A 14,253-nucleotide genomic window follows, 5' to 3' on the forward strand; every position below is an offset into this window, starting at 1 on the left:
CCGCCCGAAGACCAGTCCGGAGATCGGCGCGAAGAGCTGTCCGAAGATCAGCCCGAAGAGCTGACCGAAGAGCTGACCGAGGAGTCGTCTAGGACGCGGCACCGGCGCCCAGCCACGCCGTCAGCGCGGCCTCGACCGTCGGGGCGTCCCCACCCTTCTCCCTCTTCTCCCCCTTCTCCCCCTTCTCCGCGCGCTCCGTTCCGTCCGTCGCCCAGGCCACGTAGCCGTCCGGGCGCACGAGGACGGTCGTGCGGCGGTCGCTCGCCCAGGTCTCCACGACGAGGCGGCCCTTACGGGACGGGGACCCGGTGTCGTACGAGGCCGCAGGGCCCTGCGGGGCGTTCCGCGGGGTGATGAGGACGAAGCGGCCGCCGCGCAGGGACTCGTAGAGGCGGCCGGTGGTGAGGGTGACGTCCGGGACGCGGGTGCCGACCAGGCGGTGGGCGCCGCGTGGTGCCGCGTACGTGTAGCCGATGCCGGTGATTTGGCCGATCGCGCGGGCGCGGGCCGGGGGGAGGTGGTTGACGAGGGTGGTGAGGGCGGCGCGGAGCGCCAGGGTCCAGGGGGACTTGGCCATGGCGAGGCGGACGATGCCGCCGCTGCTGCGGAGGACGGACCTGCCGACGGGGTGGCGTTCGGCCTCGTAGGTGTCGAGGAGAGCGGGGTCCGCGTGGCCGCCCAGGACGGCGGCGAGCTTCCAGCCGAGGTTCGCGGCGTCCTGGAGACCGGTGTTCATGCCCTGCCCGCCGGCCGGGGTGTGGACGTGGGCGGCGTCCCCGGCCAGGAAGACCCGGCCCACCCGGTACGCGGGGGCCTGGCGCTCGTCGCTGTGGAAGCGGGACATCCAGCGAGCCTCGCGCATGCCGTAGTCGCGGCCGAGCGCGAGCCGGGTGATCTCCCTGACCTCGTCGAGATCGAGCGGCTCGCTGTCGGGGACGTCACGACCGCGGTGCCAGCCGATGATCCGGTAGTAGCCGTCGCCGAAGGGGGCGATGAAGGCGAAGGCGTCACCGACGGCGTTCGCGGTCAGCACCTGGGCCGGCTTCTCGTCGAGCCGCACGTCCGCGAGGACCACGGAACGGATGACCGACCTCCCCGGGAACGGCAACCCGATCGCCTCGCGGACCGCACTGCGGTGCCCGTCCGTCCCGACGACGTACGCGGCGGTCAGCCGCTCCGTCCCCCCGTCCGCCGTCCGCACGCGGACCGTGACGACGCCCGGACCCGGGCCCTCACCCTGGCCTTGTTCTTGCCCCTGGCCTTGTTCTTGCCTCTGGCCCTGGTCGATCGCCGTCACCTCCGTCTCGTACCGGAACCGCACCCCGGCCTCCACCGCCCGCCGCTCCAGGACCTTCTCCACCTCGTACTGCGGGATCACCAGCAAGTGGTTGAAGCGGGAGGGGAGGGTGTCGAGGCGCACGGCGAGACGCCCGAAGAGGTTGAGGCGGTCGAGGGTCTGCCCCCTGCCCTCCAGGTCGTCGGCGAGGCCTCGGGCGTCGAGCTGCTCCAGGGTGCGTGCGTGCACGACGAAGGCCCGCGAGAGGTTGCTGATCCGGTGCCGGCGCTTCTCGACGAGCGTGACCGGGATGCCTGCGGCGGCGAGGTCGCCTGCCAGCAGCAGGCCGGTGGGACCCGCCCCCACGACGATGACGTCTTGGAAGTCCTGAGCGTCCTGAGCGCCCTGAAGGTCATGAGCGTCACGGGCGTGAGGGGTGGTGCCGCGCTTGCTCCGCTTGCCGTGCCTGCCGTTCTCGCCGTGCTCGCCGTTCTCGCCGTTCATGGCGGCCTCCTGCCAACACATGTTGGTCAACGTTTGTTGGCCAACGCCTGTTGTCAACGTAGAGACGCACCGCTGGACTGTCAACAAGTGTTGGCCTACGTTTGTTGGCATGACGGATACGGAACCCTCGCCTCCCGCGAAAGCGGCCCGCCGCTCCGACGCCACCCGGCACGCGATCCTGCTGGCCGCGCGCGAGCGGTTCGCGGCCGACGGCTACGACCGGGCCACCATCCGGGCGATCGCCAAGGACGCGCGGATCGATCCGTCGATGGTCATGCGGTACTACGGCTCGAAGGAGGCGCTGTACGCCGCGGCGCTCGACGTCGACCTGCGGCTGCCGGACCCGACCGCGTTCGACGTGCGGGACGTGGGCCGGGTGCTGGTGAACCACTTCCTCGGCCTCTGGGAGGAGAACGAGGTGCTCACGGCGATGCTCCGGGTCGGCGCCACCAACCAGGCGGGCGCCGAGCGGATGCAGAGCGTGTTCCGGGACCAGTTGCTGCCGCTCGCCCGGCAGGTGTGCCCCGACCCCGAGCAGGCCTCGACCCGGGCGGCGCTGTGTGCGTCACAGGTGCTGGGGATGGCTCTGGCGCGTTACATCCTGCGGTTCCCGCCGGCGGTCGCGCTGAGCCGCGAGGAGATCGTGGAGTGGCTGGGGCCGACGGTGCAGCGGTACCTCACGGCGCCGTACCCGACGCCGTACCCCTGAGCCGACGCACGGTCACAGCGGCGACGGCCGCCCCGGGACACGCCGAGGGCACCCCCGGCGCACAGCTGCGCGAAGGGTGCCCTCGATGGAAAGCGTCGAGAAAGGCGGAGCGGAGGCGGTCAGGCCTTCGCCTTGGCCTTCGGCTGACGGTCCGTCGACCCGTCCAGGACCATCACCAGACCGGCGATCACCGCGAACAGCGCGAGCGGCGCCACGACGAAGAGGCCGAGCGTCTCGAACACGCTGAGGCCCGGACCCGGGTCGTCGCCGTCGTCGGGCGTCACCGCGAGCGCGGGGGACGACATGAGCAGCATCATCAGCGTCGTACCGGCAGCCAGGGCGCCGGCGCGCAGGGCGTTCTTCTTGTCCACCTTCTTGTCCACGCGCTAAAGGTAACGAACGCGGGTGGGCTCCGCGCGGCCGGGGGCGCCTAACAGCTCGGGGGTGCGGAGTGCGTCGGCGGGTGCGGGTCGTTCGTGGCTGGTCGCGCAGTTCCCCGCGCCCTGAAAAGCAGGGGGCGCAGCCCATGCTCTTCAGGGGCGCGGGGGCCTGGTCCCCCCACCCCCGAGCTCTCACGCGCCCCTCAGCACCTCCACCAACGCGTACAGCCGAGGTGACGCCGCCAGGTCCTCCAGCGTCACCGGGCGCCCCGTCGCGTCGGCGATCGGCAGGCGCCAGTTCGGGTACTGGTCCCACGTGCCGGGGAGGTTCTGGGGGCGGCGGTCGCCGAGGGTGTCGGGGAGCCAGAGGCCGACCATGCGGGCGGGGGTGCGGAGCAGGAAGCGGTGGAGGGCCTGGATCCGGTCCTCCTCGGAGGTGGTGGAGATGCCTCCGCCGGCACCGTCCAGCAGGCCCAGCCTGGCCAGGAGGGCCAGCCATTCGCCCGCGTCGGCGGCGGCCTCGGCGCGCTCCTCGGCCAGCGAACGGGTGAGCAGGCCCAGACCGTGGCGGAGGTCGACGTGGTCGCAGGTCAGCCGGGAGGCGGTGGGCGGGAGGTCATGGGTGGTGGCGGTGGCGAGGCAGTTCGCGCGCCAGCGTTCGGGCGGGAGCGGGCGGCCCGTGCCCTCCCAGTCGCGTTCGAACCAGAGGACGGACGTGCCCAGGACACCGCGGGCGTCGAGGGCCTCGCGCACGCCGGGCTCGACCGTGCCCAGGTCCTCGCCGATCACCAGGGCGCCGGCCCGTGAGGCCTCCAGGACCAGGATCGCGAGCATGGCGTCGGCGTCGTAGCGGACGTAGGTGCCCTCGGTGGGGGCCTGGCCCTGCGGGACCCACCAGAGGCGGAACAGGCCCATGACGTGGTCGATGCGGAGGGCGCCCGCGTGGCGGAGGAGGGCGCGCAGGAGGCGGCGGTAGGGGGCGTAGCCGTTCTCGGCGAGGCGGTCCGGGCGCCAGGGGGGCAGGCCCCAGTCCTGGCCGCGGGAGTTGAAGGCGTCGGGGGGCGCGCCGATCGACATGCCGGCCGCGAAGTACTCCTGCTGGGCCCAGGCGTCGGCGCCGCCGGGGTGGACGCCGACGGCCAGATCGTGCACCAGGCCGATCGGCATGCCCGCGTCGCGCGCGGAGCGTTGCGCGGTGCCGAGCTGGGCGTCGGTCAGCCACGCCAGGCGGGTGTGGAAGTCGACCCGGTCCATCAACTCGCCCCGGGCGCGGGCCGTCTCGGCCGAGCGCGGGTCGCGCAGGCCCGTCGGCCAGCGCTGCCAGTCGGAGCCGTGGACCTCGGCGAGCGCGCACCAGGTGGCGTGGTCCTCCAGGGCCTCGCCCTCCTCGGCGAGGAAGTCCCAGTACGCGGCCCGCCGCCCGGGGCCGAGCGGTACGGCGCGAACCAGTTCCAGGGCCTCGCGTTTGAGGTCCCACACCGCGTCCCGGTCGATCAGCTCGCCCTTGGACAGGACGGAATCCCGCAGGCGCGCGGCCCGCTCCAGCAGCGCGCCGACGCGGTCGCGGTCGTCGGGGGACGAGGCGGCGGCGGAGAGGGCGTACGGGTACTCCGGTACGTCCTCCACGCGCAGGTGGACCGGGTCGGGATAGCGGCGGGAGGAGGGGCGGTACGGGGAGGGGTCGGTGGGCACGCCGGGGACGGCCGCGTGCAGCGGGTTGACCTGGACGAATCCGGCGCCGAGGGCGCGGCCGGCCCAGGCGGTGAGTTCGGCGAGGTCGCCGAGGTCGCCCATGCCCCAGCTGCGCTGCGAGAGGAGGGAGTAGAGCTGGACGAGGAGGCCGTACGTGCGGCCGGGCGGGACGGGCAGCCGGGCCGGGGCCACGACGAGGTGGGCCTCGGCGGTGCGGCCGTCGGGGGCCGTGGCGCGCAGGGCGTGCACGCCCGGGGGCAGCTTCTCGACGGTGGAGCGGAGTTCGCCCTGCTCGGTCTCGATGCGCAGCCGGGTGCCGTCCGGGAGGGCGGTCAGCGCGGCGGGGGGCTCGCCGTCGGTCCAGTGGACCACGGTCGGCGGCAACAGCCGTTCGCCCCGTTGCCGTTCACGTGCCGCGAGGGCGGCGCCCACGGCCTCGGGGGTGCTCGCGTCGACGTCCAGCGCGGCGAGCACGGCCACGACGGCGTCGTCCGAGGCCGCGACCGCACGGTCCGGGGAGGGGCTGTAGGAGGTGGCGACGCCGTGCAGGGCGGCGAGCCGGGCCAGTGGTCTCTCCGGTGACGGCTCACCGGAGTCGGCCGGGTGTGGTGGCATCTAGACCCCCGATGCGGCGCCGTGGGACGTGGGTTCGCTGGTGAGGGGGGCCGCGTCGGTGAGAGGCGGCTCGCTGGTGAGGGGTTCGGCGTCGGGGAGCGGGGGCTCGCTGGTCAGGGGGACGTCGGCGCAGGGGCCCTCGGAGCTGAAGACGCAGACATGGGGCTCATGGAGCTCGAAGGGCTGCGCCTCGCGTTTGGAGCGGGCCTGGGTCGGAAGGTGAGCCGGTGCGGCCACGGGGGCCTCCTTGTCGTCGTACGGCGATGGGATGCGGGTCCGGGGTACTCCAGCCCTACCCAGCGGGCGCCGCCGCAGACGTGGGTGGGCGGACATCGTGGTGTTGTTCACTTCGACGCCGGGCCGATTTCCCGATCATCACCGGTTTCCCGCTCACTGTTCCCCTCACTATTCACTCAGTACATATACTCAGTGCATACTGATCTCCATGAGCACCCGCCACATCCTGCTGGGGCTGCTCGCCGGTGGGCCGAGCCATGGCTACGACCTCAAGCGACGGCACGACGAACGCTTTCCGCAGGCCCGTCCGCTGGCCTACGGGCAGGTCTACACGACCCTGCAGCGGCTGGTCCGCGACGGACTCGCCCAGGTGGACGGCACCGAGGCGGACAGCGGCCCGGAGCGGACGATGTACCGCTCGACGGGCGAGGGGGCGCGCGAACTGGCCAAGTGGGCCGGGGAGATCACACCGCCCGCGCCGTTCGTGACGAACGAGATCTTCGCCAAGCTGGTCGTCTCGATCCTCGCCGACGGCGATCCGGCCGCCTACCTACGGGCGCAGCGCACCGCGCATATGACGCGGATGCGGGAGCTGACGGCCGTGAAGACCGCGCCGGGAGCCGATCTCTCGACCGTCCTCGCGGCGGACTACGCCCTCAATCATCTCGACGCCGATCTCCGCTGGATGAACACCACCGCGGCCCGGCTGACCACCCTGACCGCGGAGGTCGACACAGCATGAACGAGAAGAACGCCAGCCCCGTGCCGCTGCTCGCGGCCCGCGGTCTCGTCAAGGAGCACGGCAGGACGCGGGCGCTGCGCGGCGCCTCGCTGGAGCTGCGCGAGGGCGAGATCCTCGCCGTCACGGGGGCCAGCGGCAGCGGGAAGTCCACGTTGCTGCACTGTCTCGCGGGGATCGTGCGGCCGGACGAGGGCTCGGTGGCGTATGCCGGAAAGCGGCTCGACCAACTCCCCGAGAAGGAGCTGAGCGAGTTGCGCCGGACGGACTTCGGGGTCGTCTTCCAGTTCGGGCAGCTGATACCGGAGCTGACGGCCGTCGACAATGTCGCACTGCCGCTGCTGCTGGCCGGCACGGCCCGCACGGAGGCGCGGGAGCGGGCCGGTGAGTGGCTGGAGCGGTTCGGCGTGCGTGGGCAGGAGGAGCAGCGGCCCGGGGAGATGAGCGGCGGCCAGACGCAGCGGGTGTCGCTGGCGCGGGCGCTGGTGACCGCGCCGAAGGTGGTGTTCGCGGACGAGCCGACCGGGGCGCTGGACTCGCTGGCGAGCGAGCAGGTGATGGCGGCGCTGACGCACACGGCCCGGGAGTCCGGTACGGCGGTGCTGCTGATCACGCACGACGCGCAGACCGCGGCGTACGCGGACCGCGAGGTCACGCTGAAGGACGGGGTCGTGGCCTCCGAGGCCGACGCGGCGCTGGAGGTGTCCCGGTGAGCGCGCTGGCGAACGACGTGCGCCTCGCCCTGCTGCTGACCCGGGGCTCCGACCGGCGCGAGTGGTGGCGGGTGTCGCTGACGGCCCTCGGGGCGGCCCTGGCCACCGGCTTCGGCATGGCGGCGGCCGCACTGGCCTCGCTGGAGGGCCAGTACAGCGTGCGGTTCGGCAACGGTCTGCTGAATCACCCCGGCGAGCGCTCCGGGGTGATCCTCACCCTGCTGCTCCTGCTGGTCCCGGTGCTCGGGCTCCTCGGTCAGTGCACCCGTGTCGGTGCCGTGCACCGCGACCGGCGACTGGCCGGGCTGCGGCTGGCCGGGGCGTCGGCGCCCCAGGTACGCAGGATCGCGGCGCTGGAGACGGCAGCGGCCTGTCTGGTCGGCTCCCTGGTCGTCACGGTCTTCTTCGTGCTGCTTCTGCTGAGCGCGTGGACCCCGCCCGCGCTGGCCTGGGTCGGCATCGCCCTGGTGGCGTTGGGGGTACCGGCGCTGGGCGCGGTCGCGAGTGCGCTGGCGCTACGCCGGGTGGTGGCCTCTCCGCTGGGCTGGGTGCGCCGGGTGCGGCCGCAGTCGGGCCGTGGGCCCGGGTGGGTGTTCCTGGGCGCGGTGGCGCTGGTGGTGCTCGGGGCGCTGCTCTTCGTCGCCAACACCAACCGCGACATGCCTGACCGTTCGCCCAGTTACGCCCCGCTGACCGTCTCCGGCGCGCTGCTCGCGGTGGGCGCGGGCGCGGTGTGGCTCTCGGGCACGGCCTCGAAGCTCACCGGCCGGCTGGTCGCCGCGCGCGCCGAGACCCCGGCGGTACTGATCGCCGCCGAGCGGCTGCGCGACGACCCGTGGGCCTCGGCCCGCACCCACGCGGCCGTCCTCATGGGAACCGTCGTGGGCAGCGGGTTCATCGGCATACGGCAGGGACTGCTCACGGTGGTGAACAGCACCGACAACCTCGCCGAGAGGGCGTCCTTCTACGTCACCGGACTGAACCTGGTGGCCGCCGCGATCCTCGTCGGTTTCGCCATCACCCTCTTCGGGCTGGCCGTCGGCACCGCCGAGTCGCTCTTCACCCGCCGCCGGGGCCTGGCCGCGCAGGTCGCCGCCGGGGTGCCGTACGAGGTGCTGGGGCGTGCCCTGCTGCTGGAGACCGCGCTGCCGCTGGCGCCGTCGATGCTGGTGGCCGGGGTCGGGGGCACGACGATCGCCGGCTGGTACGCCCTGGCCGTGGGCGGCGTCTCGATCCTGCCGCTCGGGGCACTGCTCGTCCCCCTCGCGGTGTACGGGGCCTGTCTGCTGGCGGCAGCCACCTCGCTGCCGCTGCTGCGCCGATCGGTGCGTCCGACGGAACTGCGGTACGCGTAGGGCCTCAAGACCTGGCGTCCCAGGGGACACGGGGGTGCTCCTGGGCCGCCGGAAGGTGCGAGCGGAGCAGTGGGGGCGCCCGGATTTCTCCGGGCGCCCCCACTGCTCCGCACAACCGCGTACGCGCCCTCGCGCTACTTCGGCACCCCCGAAGGCGCGATCGGCGTAGCCCGCTCCGACTGCGGCGACGTCGTGGACGCGTAGGCCGACGGGGGTGACATGCCCGCCGTCGGGTCGGTGTCCGTGTCGTCGCCCGCGAGGGCCACGGCGCCGCCGACGATGCGGATGTCGGCGGCGTCGAAGGCCTTCTTGATGCGCCAGCGCAGCTCGCGCTCGACGGTGAGGGCCTTGCCGGGCATGGTCTTGGCGGTGACGCGGACGACCATCGAATCCAGGAGGACGTCGTCGAGGCCGAGGACCTCGATCGGGCCCCAGAGGAGCTCGTTCCAGGGCTCCTCCTTGCTCATCGCCTCGCCGACCTCCACGAGGGTGCGGCGGACCTTGTCGAGGTCCTCGTCGTAGCGGACGGTGACGTCGACGCCGGCCGTCGCCCAGCCCTGGGAGAGGTTGCCGATGCGCTTGACCTCGCCGTTGCGGACGTACCAGATCTCGCCGTTGTCGCCGCGCAGCTTGGTGACGCGCAGGCCGACCTCGATGACCTCGCCGGAGGCGACGCCCGCGTCGACGGTGTCGCCGACGCCGTACTGGTCCTCCAGGATCATGAAGACGCCGGAGAGGAAGTCCGTGACCAGGTTCCGGGCGCCGAAACCGATGGCGACGCCCGCGACACCGGCGGAGGCCAGCAGCGGGGCCAGGTTGATCTCGAAGGTGGCGAGGACCATCAGGGCGGCGGTGCCCAGGATGAGGAAGGACGCCACCGAGCGCAGCACCGAGCCGATGGCCTGGGAGCGCTGGCGGCGGCGCTCGACGTTGACGAGCAGACCGCCGAGGGTGCCGCCCTCGACGCCCGGGACGGAGCGGTTCATCCGGTCTATGAGCTTGGTGATCGCCCGCCGGACGAACACTCTCAGCACCGCCGCTATCACCACGATCAGCAGGACGCGGAGACCGATGGCCAGCCATGTGGACCAGTTCTCCTCCACCCAGCTGGCGGCGTTGGTCGCGCTCTCCTGGGCATCCTCCAGCGACGGCACGGCCGGTGTCGTCGACGTCTCCGAGGGGGACGGCGACGGCGCGGCGGCGGCCAGTAGGAGGGGCAGGGAAGAAACGGGCGACACGGCGGGTACCTCCAGGTGCGTTATCCGCCCTCCGGTACGGCGGTCAAGATCGATCGGATCACGGAAAGGTCACCGGACGGGCAGGGTCACCACACTAACGGGGCATTGTGTGGAGGTCGTCGCCATGTTCGAGGGAGACAAGGCGCTCACCAGGGAGTGAAGGGCGCACACCGTGGGGGATGAATCAGGGTGTGGTCGAAAACACTCCCAGCCCGTTACCGGGACATGGTGGCGCTTCCACCAGGCATGAGGGGAGACTGACTACGGATCGTCCACGGCGCGAGCCACGCGCCGCCGGCGTACAAGGAGGCATCCGTGCCGCACGTCCTGGTCCTCAACGCGTCGTACGAGCCGCTCGGCGTCGTACCGCTCCGCCGCGCGCTCGTCCTCGTCCTGGAGAACAAGGCCGTCTCCCTGGAAGAATCCGGCGCCTACCTGCACAGCGCGACCGTCACAGTCCCCGCACCCAGCGTGGTCCGGCTCAAGCGATTCGTCCGGGTCCCCTATCGGGGGCCCGTTCCTCTGACCCGTCGGGCGCTGTTCGCCCGCGACGGGGGCCGGTGCATGTACTGCGGTGGCGTCGCAACCAGCGTCGACCACGTCATCCCGCGCAGTCGCGGGGGCAAACACGTCTGGGACAACGTCGTCGCGTCGTGCCGCCGCTGCAACCATGTGAAGGCCGACCGCCATCTCGTCGAGATCGGCTGGCGCCTGCGCCACAAACCCGCCCCGCCCACCGGGCTGGCCTGGCGCATCATCGGCACCGGCCATAGGGACCCGCGTTGGCTGCCCTACCTGCAGCCGTTCGGCGCGGACGACGCGATGGCCCGGATCGACGGCATCTCCGCCTGACGGTCCGGGTTTTTGTATGGCCGGGTGCCCCCGTCACGGGGCACCCGGAACGCCCACATCCGGTTGACCTGCGCATTCGTTACCGTCTTCACAGGTGCCCCGCGTTCCCCCCACACACATGATCGCCTAGTGTCACCCCAACGGTGGGCCCTTGTTCTGGAGCGCCATGCCCAGGGGCCCGCTTCGAATGTGGGGACTCATGCGCAAGCTCGCCATAGGTGCCGTCATGTCCGGCGCCCTGGCTCTCACCGGTCTGGCCGCGCCCGCCGCGCTGGCCGACTCGCCCGAGCTGACCTTCGGTGCCGTCACGGTGAACAAGGGCAAGCCGATCGCGGTCGGCACCAAGGCCACGGTGACCGTTCCGGTCACGTACAGCTTCACCCGCCCGTCGGACTTCGCCATCGACTACGAGACGAACTTCCTGGGCATCGTCCTGTACCGCGGCAGGCTCGCGGACCCCGACAACGGGCTGGAGGCTCTCTCCAGGGCGCCCAAGTGCACCCCGACCACGACGACGGACACCACGGTGACCGAGTCGTGCACGACGGTACTCACCGTAGACCCGCGTGAGCAGCTGATGGGCGCCGCGGACGCCACCACCTGGAAGGCCGGCGCCTTCTACGGACACATCTCGGTGGACAACGACGACTCCGACGACCACATCAGCTTCGAGAACGGCTACGACCTGTGGGGCGGCCTCGGCACGGCCAAGCTGCAGCGGATCGCCAAGCTCACCGTCAACGCCACCCCTGAGCCGGTCGTCAAGGGCAAGACCCTGACCGTCAAGGGCAGCCTCACCCGTGCCGACTGGGCCAAGCGGAGCTACACCGCCTACAAGGGCCAGAAGGTCACCCTCCAGTTCAAGGCCAAGGGCGCCACCGCCTACACGGACGTGAAGACGGTGACCTCCGGCACGGGCGGAGCCCTGACCACCACGGTGAAGGCGTCGAAGGACGGCTCGTACCGGTACACGTTCGCCGGTACGTCCACCACCGCCGCGAAGACGTCCGCGGCGGACTACGTCGACGTGAAGTAGCGCCGCCTCCCGCGTCGCGGGCACCGCCCCCAGGTAACGACTCCGTTGCCCGGGGGCGGTTTTTGTTGGCCGGATATTGACGCTCATCTGGTCTAGTCCTATCGTCCTGGCATCCGACAGGAAACTTTCCTAACAGTTGGGCAGGTGGCGTACACATGGCAGGAACCCCGCGGGTGCTGCGCGCCATGAACGACCGCGCCGCGCTCGATCTGCTGCTCGAGCACGGACCGCTCTCCCGGACGCGGCTCGGCAAGCTGACCGGGCTGTCCAAGCCGACCGCCTCGCAGCTTCTGGCCCGCCTCGAAGCCGCCGGACTCGTGATCGCCACGGGCACCGGCACGGACGGGTCCGGCACCGGCGCGAGCGGCTCCGGAGCGGGCCGACCCGGCCCCAACGCCCAGCTCTACGCGGTCGATCCGACCGCCGCGTACGCCGCCGGCGTCGACGTCACCCCCGAACGGGTCCTGGCCGCCGTCGCCGACCTCACCGGCCGCACGGTCGGCGAGCACGCCGTCCCCACCCCCGGACGACGCCCCGCCGAACCCGTCGTACGGCAGGTCACCACCGCCCTCGACGGGGCGGTCAAGGCCGCCGGACTCGTCCGGTCCGACGTGCGCCGGGCGGTCATCGGCACCCCCGGCGCCTTCGATCCCAACACCGGGCGGCTGCGGTACGCCTCGCACCTGCCCGGCTGGCACTCCCCTGCCCTCCTCGACGAACTCGCCGCCGCGCTGCCGATGCCGGTGGAGTACGAGAACGACGTGAACCTCGCCGCGCTGGCCGAACAACGGCTGGGCGCGGCCAGGGGCCACGACGACTTCGTCCTCCTGTGGAACGAGGGCGGTCTCGGCGCCGCGGTCGTCCTGGGCGGACGGCTGCACCGGGGGTTCACCGGGGGTGCCGGGGAGGTCGGGTTCCTGCCCGTCCCCGGGGTGCCGCTGGTCCGCCAGGTGACCAAGGCGAACAGCGGGGGTTTCCAGGAACTCGCCGGTTCGCAGATCATTCCCCGGCTCGCCCGTGAGCTGGGGATCTCTCCGGTGCCGCAGGGGCCGTACGCCGAGGTCGCGGCGGCGCTCGTCGCCCAGGCCGCCGCCGCTGTCGACTCCGGGCCCCACCGACGACTCCTGGCCACCTACGCCACCGGGCTCGCCACGGGTATCGCCTCGCTCGTCGCCGTACTCGACCCCGAGCTGGTCGTCCTCAGCGGTACGGCGCTGACCGCCGGCGGTGAGCCGCTGCGGGCGCTCGTCGAGGCCGAGTTGGCGGAGCTGGCCGCGTCCAGGCCCCGGCTCGTTCTCGGTGACGTACGTGAACACCCTGTGTTGCGGGGGGCGTTGGAGAGTGCGCTCGCCGCGACCCGTGACGAAGTCTTCAACACGCTGACGCTCCGCTGAATTCGGCCGCTTCACAGGCCGCTTGAAAACTGTCGACCGTTCGTGGCTGGTCGCGCCCACGCGGCGGAGCCGCACATCGACACAGCCCCGCGCCCCTGAGGTTTTCCGGGCGCGCCCCTTCCTCTCTCAACACCCCATCCCTCCCTCAGGAGACCTCGCCATGCCCGGAATATCCAAGAAAGCGGCGATCGCGCTCGCCGTCACCGCCTCCCTCTCCCTCCTCACCACCGCCTGTACCGGTCAGGCCGACAGCGCCGCCTCCGACGACCCGGACGCCAGGACGACGATCACCTTCTGGCACGGCTGGAGCGCGCCCGGTGAGGTGAAGGCGATCCAGGCGAACGTGGACCGGTTCGAGAAGGAGCACCCGAACATCACGGTGAAGGTCGTCGGGAACATCAACGACGACAAGCTCAACCAGGCGCTGCGGGCGGGCGGTTCGAACGGGCCGGACGTGGTGTCGTCGTTCACGACCTCGAACATCGGCAAGTTCTGCTCGTCCGGGGCGTTCCTCGATCTGAAGCCCTTCATCGAGAAGTCGAAGCTCGACCTCGACAAGATCATCCCGAAGCCGATGCTGGACTACACGCAGTTCGAGGGCACCCGGTGCGCGCTGCCGCTGCTGGGTGACGCGTACGGGCTGTACTACAACAAGGACGCGTATCGGGAGGCGGGCATCAAGTCGCCGCCGAAGACGTGGTCGGAGTTCGCGAAGGTCGCGAAGAAGCTGACCAAGACCAAGGGCGACGGCTACGCGCAGCTCGGGTTCATGCCGAACTACCACGGCTACGAGACCGTCGTGGACCACTACATGTCGCAGTGGGACCACGCGTACTTCGACTCCGAGGGCAAGTCGAACATCTCCGAGGACCCGGCGTTCGCGGAGATGTTCACGTACCAGAAGAGCCTGGTGGACTCGCTCGGCGGCTTCGCGAAGCTGGAGAAGTACCGGAACACCTTCGGTGACGAGTGGGGGGCCAAGCACCCGTTCCAGACCGGCCAGGTGGCCATGCAGCTGGACGGCGAGTGGCGGCTCGGGATGGCGAAGGACGCCGGGACCGACTTCGAGATCGGCACCGCGCCGATGCCCGTGGCCGACGACGAGGTCGACGAGTACGGCAAGGGCTTCCTCTCCGGCACGATCATCGGTATCGCCCCGCAGAGCGAGAAGCAGAACGCGGCCTGGGAGCTGGTGAAGTACCTGACGACCGACACCGAGGCCGTCGTCTCCTTCGCCAACGCCATCCACAACGTGCCGTCCACGTTCGCCGCCCTGAAGTCGCCCGACCTGAAGGTGGACGAGGGCTTCCAGACCTTCCTGGACATCGCTCAGAACACGCACTCGAACACCCCGCCGGCCTCCATCAACGGCTCCACGTACCAGACGACGCTCCAGGACTTCGGCTACCAGTACGAGTCCGGCAAGGTGACGGATCTGCGGAAGGGCCTGGAGAAGACCGCGGCGCAGATCGACACCGACATCGCGCAGGCGAAGTAGCGGGACGGGAAACGG

13 protein-coding genes are annotated in these 14,253 nt (G+C 71.5%); 8 read left to right on the forward strand and 5 right to left on the reverse strand.

The features are described from left to right. Positions 1-88: 88 nt before the first annotated feature. A complete protein-coding gene (locus OG272_RS17305) occupies positions 89-1,780 on the reverse strand; it encodes an FAD-dependent monooxygenase (RefSeq protein ID WP_405893968.1) in 1,692 nt (563 codons plus the stop codon). 109 nt (positions 1,781-1,889) lie between these two features. On the opposite strand from OG272_RS17305, the gene OG272_RS17310 reads away from it, so the two are divergent. Continuing rightward, complete coding sequence (locus tag OG272_RS17310; protein WP_405893969.1) at positions 1,890-2,489, forward strand: TetR family transcriptional regulator; 600 nt, start codon at positions 1,890-1,892, stop codon at positions 2,487-2,489. Between the two features lie 119 nt (positions 2,490-2,608). Here OG272_RS17310 and OG272_RS17315 read toward each other — a convergent pair whose 3' ends face one another. The 3 genes from OG272_RS17315 to OG272_RS17325 all read right to left on the reverse strand — a co-directional run bounded on the left by OG272_RS17315 (position 2,609) and on the right by OG272_RS17325 (position 5,413). After that, complete coding sequence (locus tag OG272_RS17315; RefSeq protein ID WP_326585825.1) at positions 2,609-2,860, reverse strand: hypothetical protein; 252 nt, start codon at positions 2,858-2,860, stop codon at positions 2,609-2,611. A 201-nt stretch (positions 2,861-3,061) separates the two neighbouring features. Then, positions 3,062-5,176 (reverse strand): 4-alpha-glucanotransferase, encoded by a 2,115-nt coding sequence (gene malQ / locus OG272_RS17320; RefSeq protein ID WP_326582769.1) that lies wholly within the window; start codon positions 5,174-5,176, stop codon positions 3,062-3,064. Then, a complete protein-coding gene (locus OG272_RS17325; RefSeq protein ID WP_326582768.1) occupies positions 5,177-5,413 on the reverse strand; it encodes a hypothetical protein in 237 nt (78 codons plus the stop codon). 208 nt (positions 5,414-5,621) lie between these two features. Between OG272_RS17325 and OG272_RS17330 the strand changes: the two genes are divergently transcribed. From OG272_RS17330 to OG272_RS17340, 3 genes are read left to right on the forward strand one after another with little or no spacing between them, the layout of a single operon-like run. Then, complete coding sequence (locus OG272_RS17330; protein WP_326582767.1) at positions 5,622-6,155, forward strand: PadR family transcriptional regulator; 534 nt, start codon at positions 5,622-5,624, stop codon at positions 6,153-6,155. Further along, the gene (locus tag OG272_RS17335) at positions 6,152-6,865 is read left to right on the forward strand and encodes an ABC transporter ATP-binding protein (RefSeq protein WP_326582766.1); all 714 of its coding nucleotides are present in this window, start codon (positions 6,152-6,154) and stop codon (positions 6,863-6,865) included. Before OG272_RS17330 ends, OG272_RS17335 begins: the two co-directional genes overlap by 4 nt. Further along, on the forward strand, positions 6,862-8,220 hold the full coding sequence (locus OG272_RS17340; RefSeq protein WP_405893972.1) for an ABC transporter permease: 1,359 nt from the start codon (positions 6,862-6,864) through the stop codon (positions 8,218-8,220). Before OG272_RS17335 ends, OG272_RS17340 begins: the two co-directional genes overlap by 4 nt. Positions 8,221-8,354: 134 nt before the next feature. On the opposite strand, the gene OG272_RS17345 is transcribed toward OG272_RS17340, so the two are convergent. Then, complete coding sequence (locus OG272_RS17345; protein WP_326582764.1) at positions 8,355-9,458, reverse strand: mechanosensitive ion channel family protein; 1,104 nt, start codon at positions 9,456-9,458, stop codon at positions 8,355-8,357. Between the two features lie 315 nt (positions 9,459-9,773). On the opposite strand from OG272_RS17345, the gene OG272_RS17350 reads away from it, so the two are divergent. The 4 genes from OG272_RS17350 (at position 9,774) to OG272_RS17365 (ending at position 14,238) form a co-directional block, all read left to right on the forward strand. Further along, complete coding sequence (locus OG272_RS17350) at positions 9,774-10,310, forward strand: HNH endonuclease (RefSeq protein WP_037703166.1); 537 nt, start codon at positions 9,774-9,776, stop codon at positions 10,308-10,310. 199 nt (positions 10,311-10,509) lie between these two features. Next, positions 10,510-11,346 carry a hypothetical protein gene (locus tag OG272_RS17355; RefSeq protein ID WP_327729685.1) on the forward strand — a complete coding sequence of 279 codons (837 nt, stop codon included), beginning with the start codon at positions 10,510-10,512 and terminating at the stop codon, positions 11,344-11,346. A 155-nt stretch (positions 11,347-11,501) separates the two neighbouring features. Continuing rightward, positions 11,502-12,740, forward strand: a complete 1,239-nt coding sequence (locus tag OG272_RS17360; RefSeq protein WP_326582762.1) for an ROK family transcriptional regulator — start codon at positions 11,502-11,504, stop codon at positions 12,738-12,740. 160 nt (positions 12,741-12,900) lie between these two features. Next, on the forward strand, positions 12,901-14,238 hold the full coding sequence (locus OG272_RS17365; protein ID WP_327729683.1) for an ABC transporter substrate-binding protein: 1,338 nt from the start codon (positions 12,901-12,903) through the stop codon (positions 14,236-14,238). Positions 14,239-14,253 lie beyond the last annotated feature (15 nt).

Source organism: Streptomyces sp. NBC_00104, assembly GCF_045160825.1.
Classification (GTDB): Bacteria; Actinomycetota; Actinomycetes; order Streptomycetales; family Streptomycetaceae; genus Streptomyces.

Coding starts and splice junctions, on each gene's coding strand:
- OG272_RS17360 (WP_326582762.1), top strand. CDS start 11,502: ATGGCAGGAACCCCGCGGGTGCTGCGCGCCATGAACGACCGCGCCGCG.
- malQ (WP_326582769.1), bottom strand. CDS start 5,176: ATGCCACCACACCCGGCCGACTCCGGTGAGCCGTCACCGGAGAGACCA.
- OG272_RS17310 (WP_405893969.1), top strand. CDS start 1,890: ATGACGGATACGGAACCCTCGCCTCCCGCGAAAGCGGCCCGCCGCTCC.
- OG272_RS17305 (WP_405893968.1), bottom strand. CDS start 1,780: ATGAACGGCGAGAACGGCGAGCACGGCGAGAACGGCAGGCACGGCAAG.
- OG272_RS17335 (WP_326582766.1), top strand. CDS start 6,152: ATGAACGAGAAGAACGCCAGCCCCGTGCCGCTGCTCGCGGCCCGCGGT.
- OG272_RS17330 (WP_326582767.1), top strand. CDS start 5,622: ATGAGCACCCGCCACATCCTGCTGGGGCTGCTCGCCGGTGGGCCGAGC.
- OG272_RS17365 (WP_327729683.1), top strand. CDS start 12,901: ATGCCCGGAATATCCAAGAAAGCGGCGATCGCGCTCGCCGTCACCGCC.
- OG272_RS17355 (WP_327729685.1), top strand. CDS start 10,510: ATGCGCAAGCTCGCCATAGGTGCCGTCATGTCCGGCGCCCTGGCTCTC.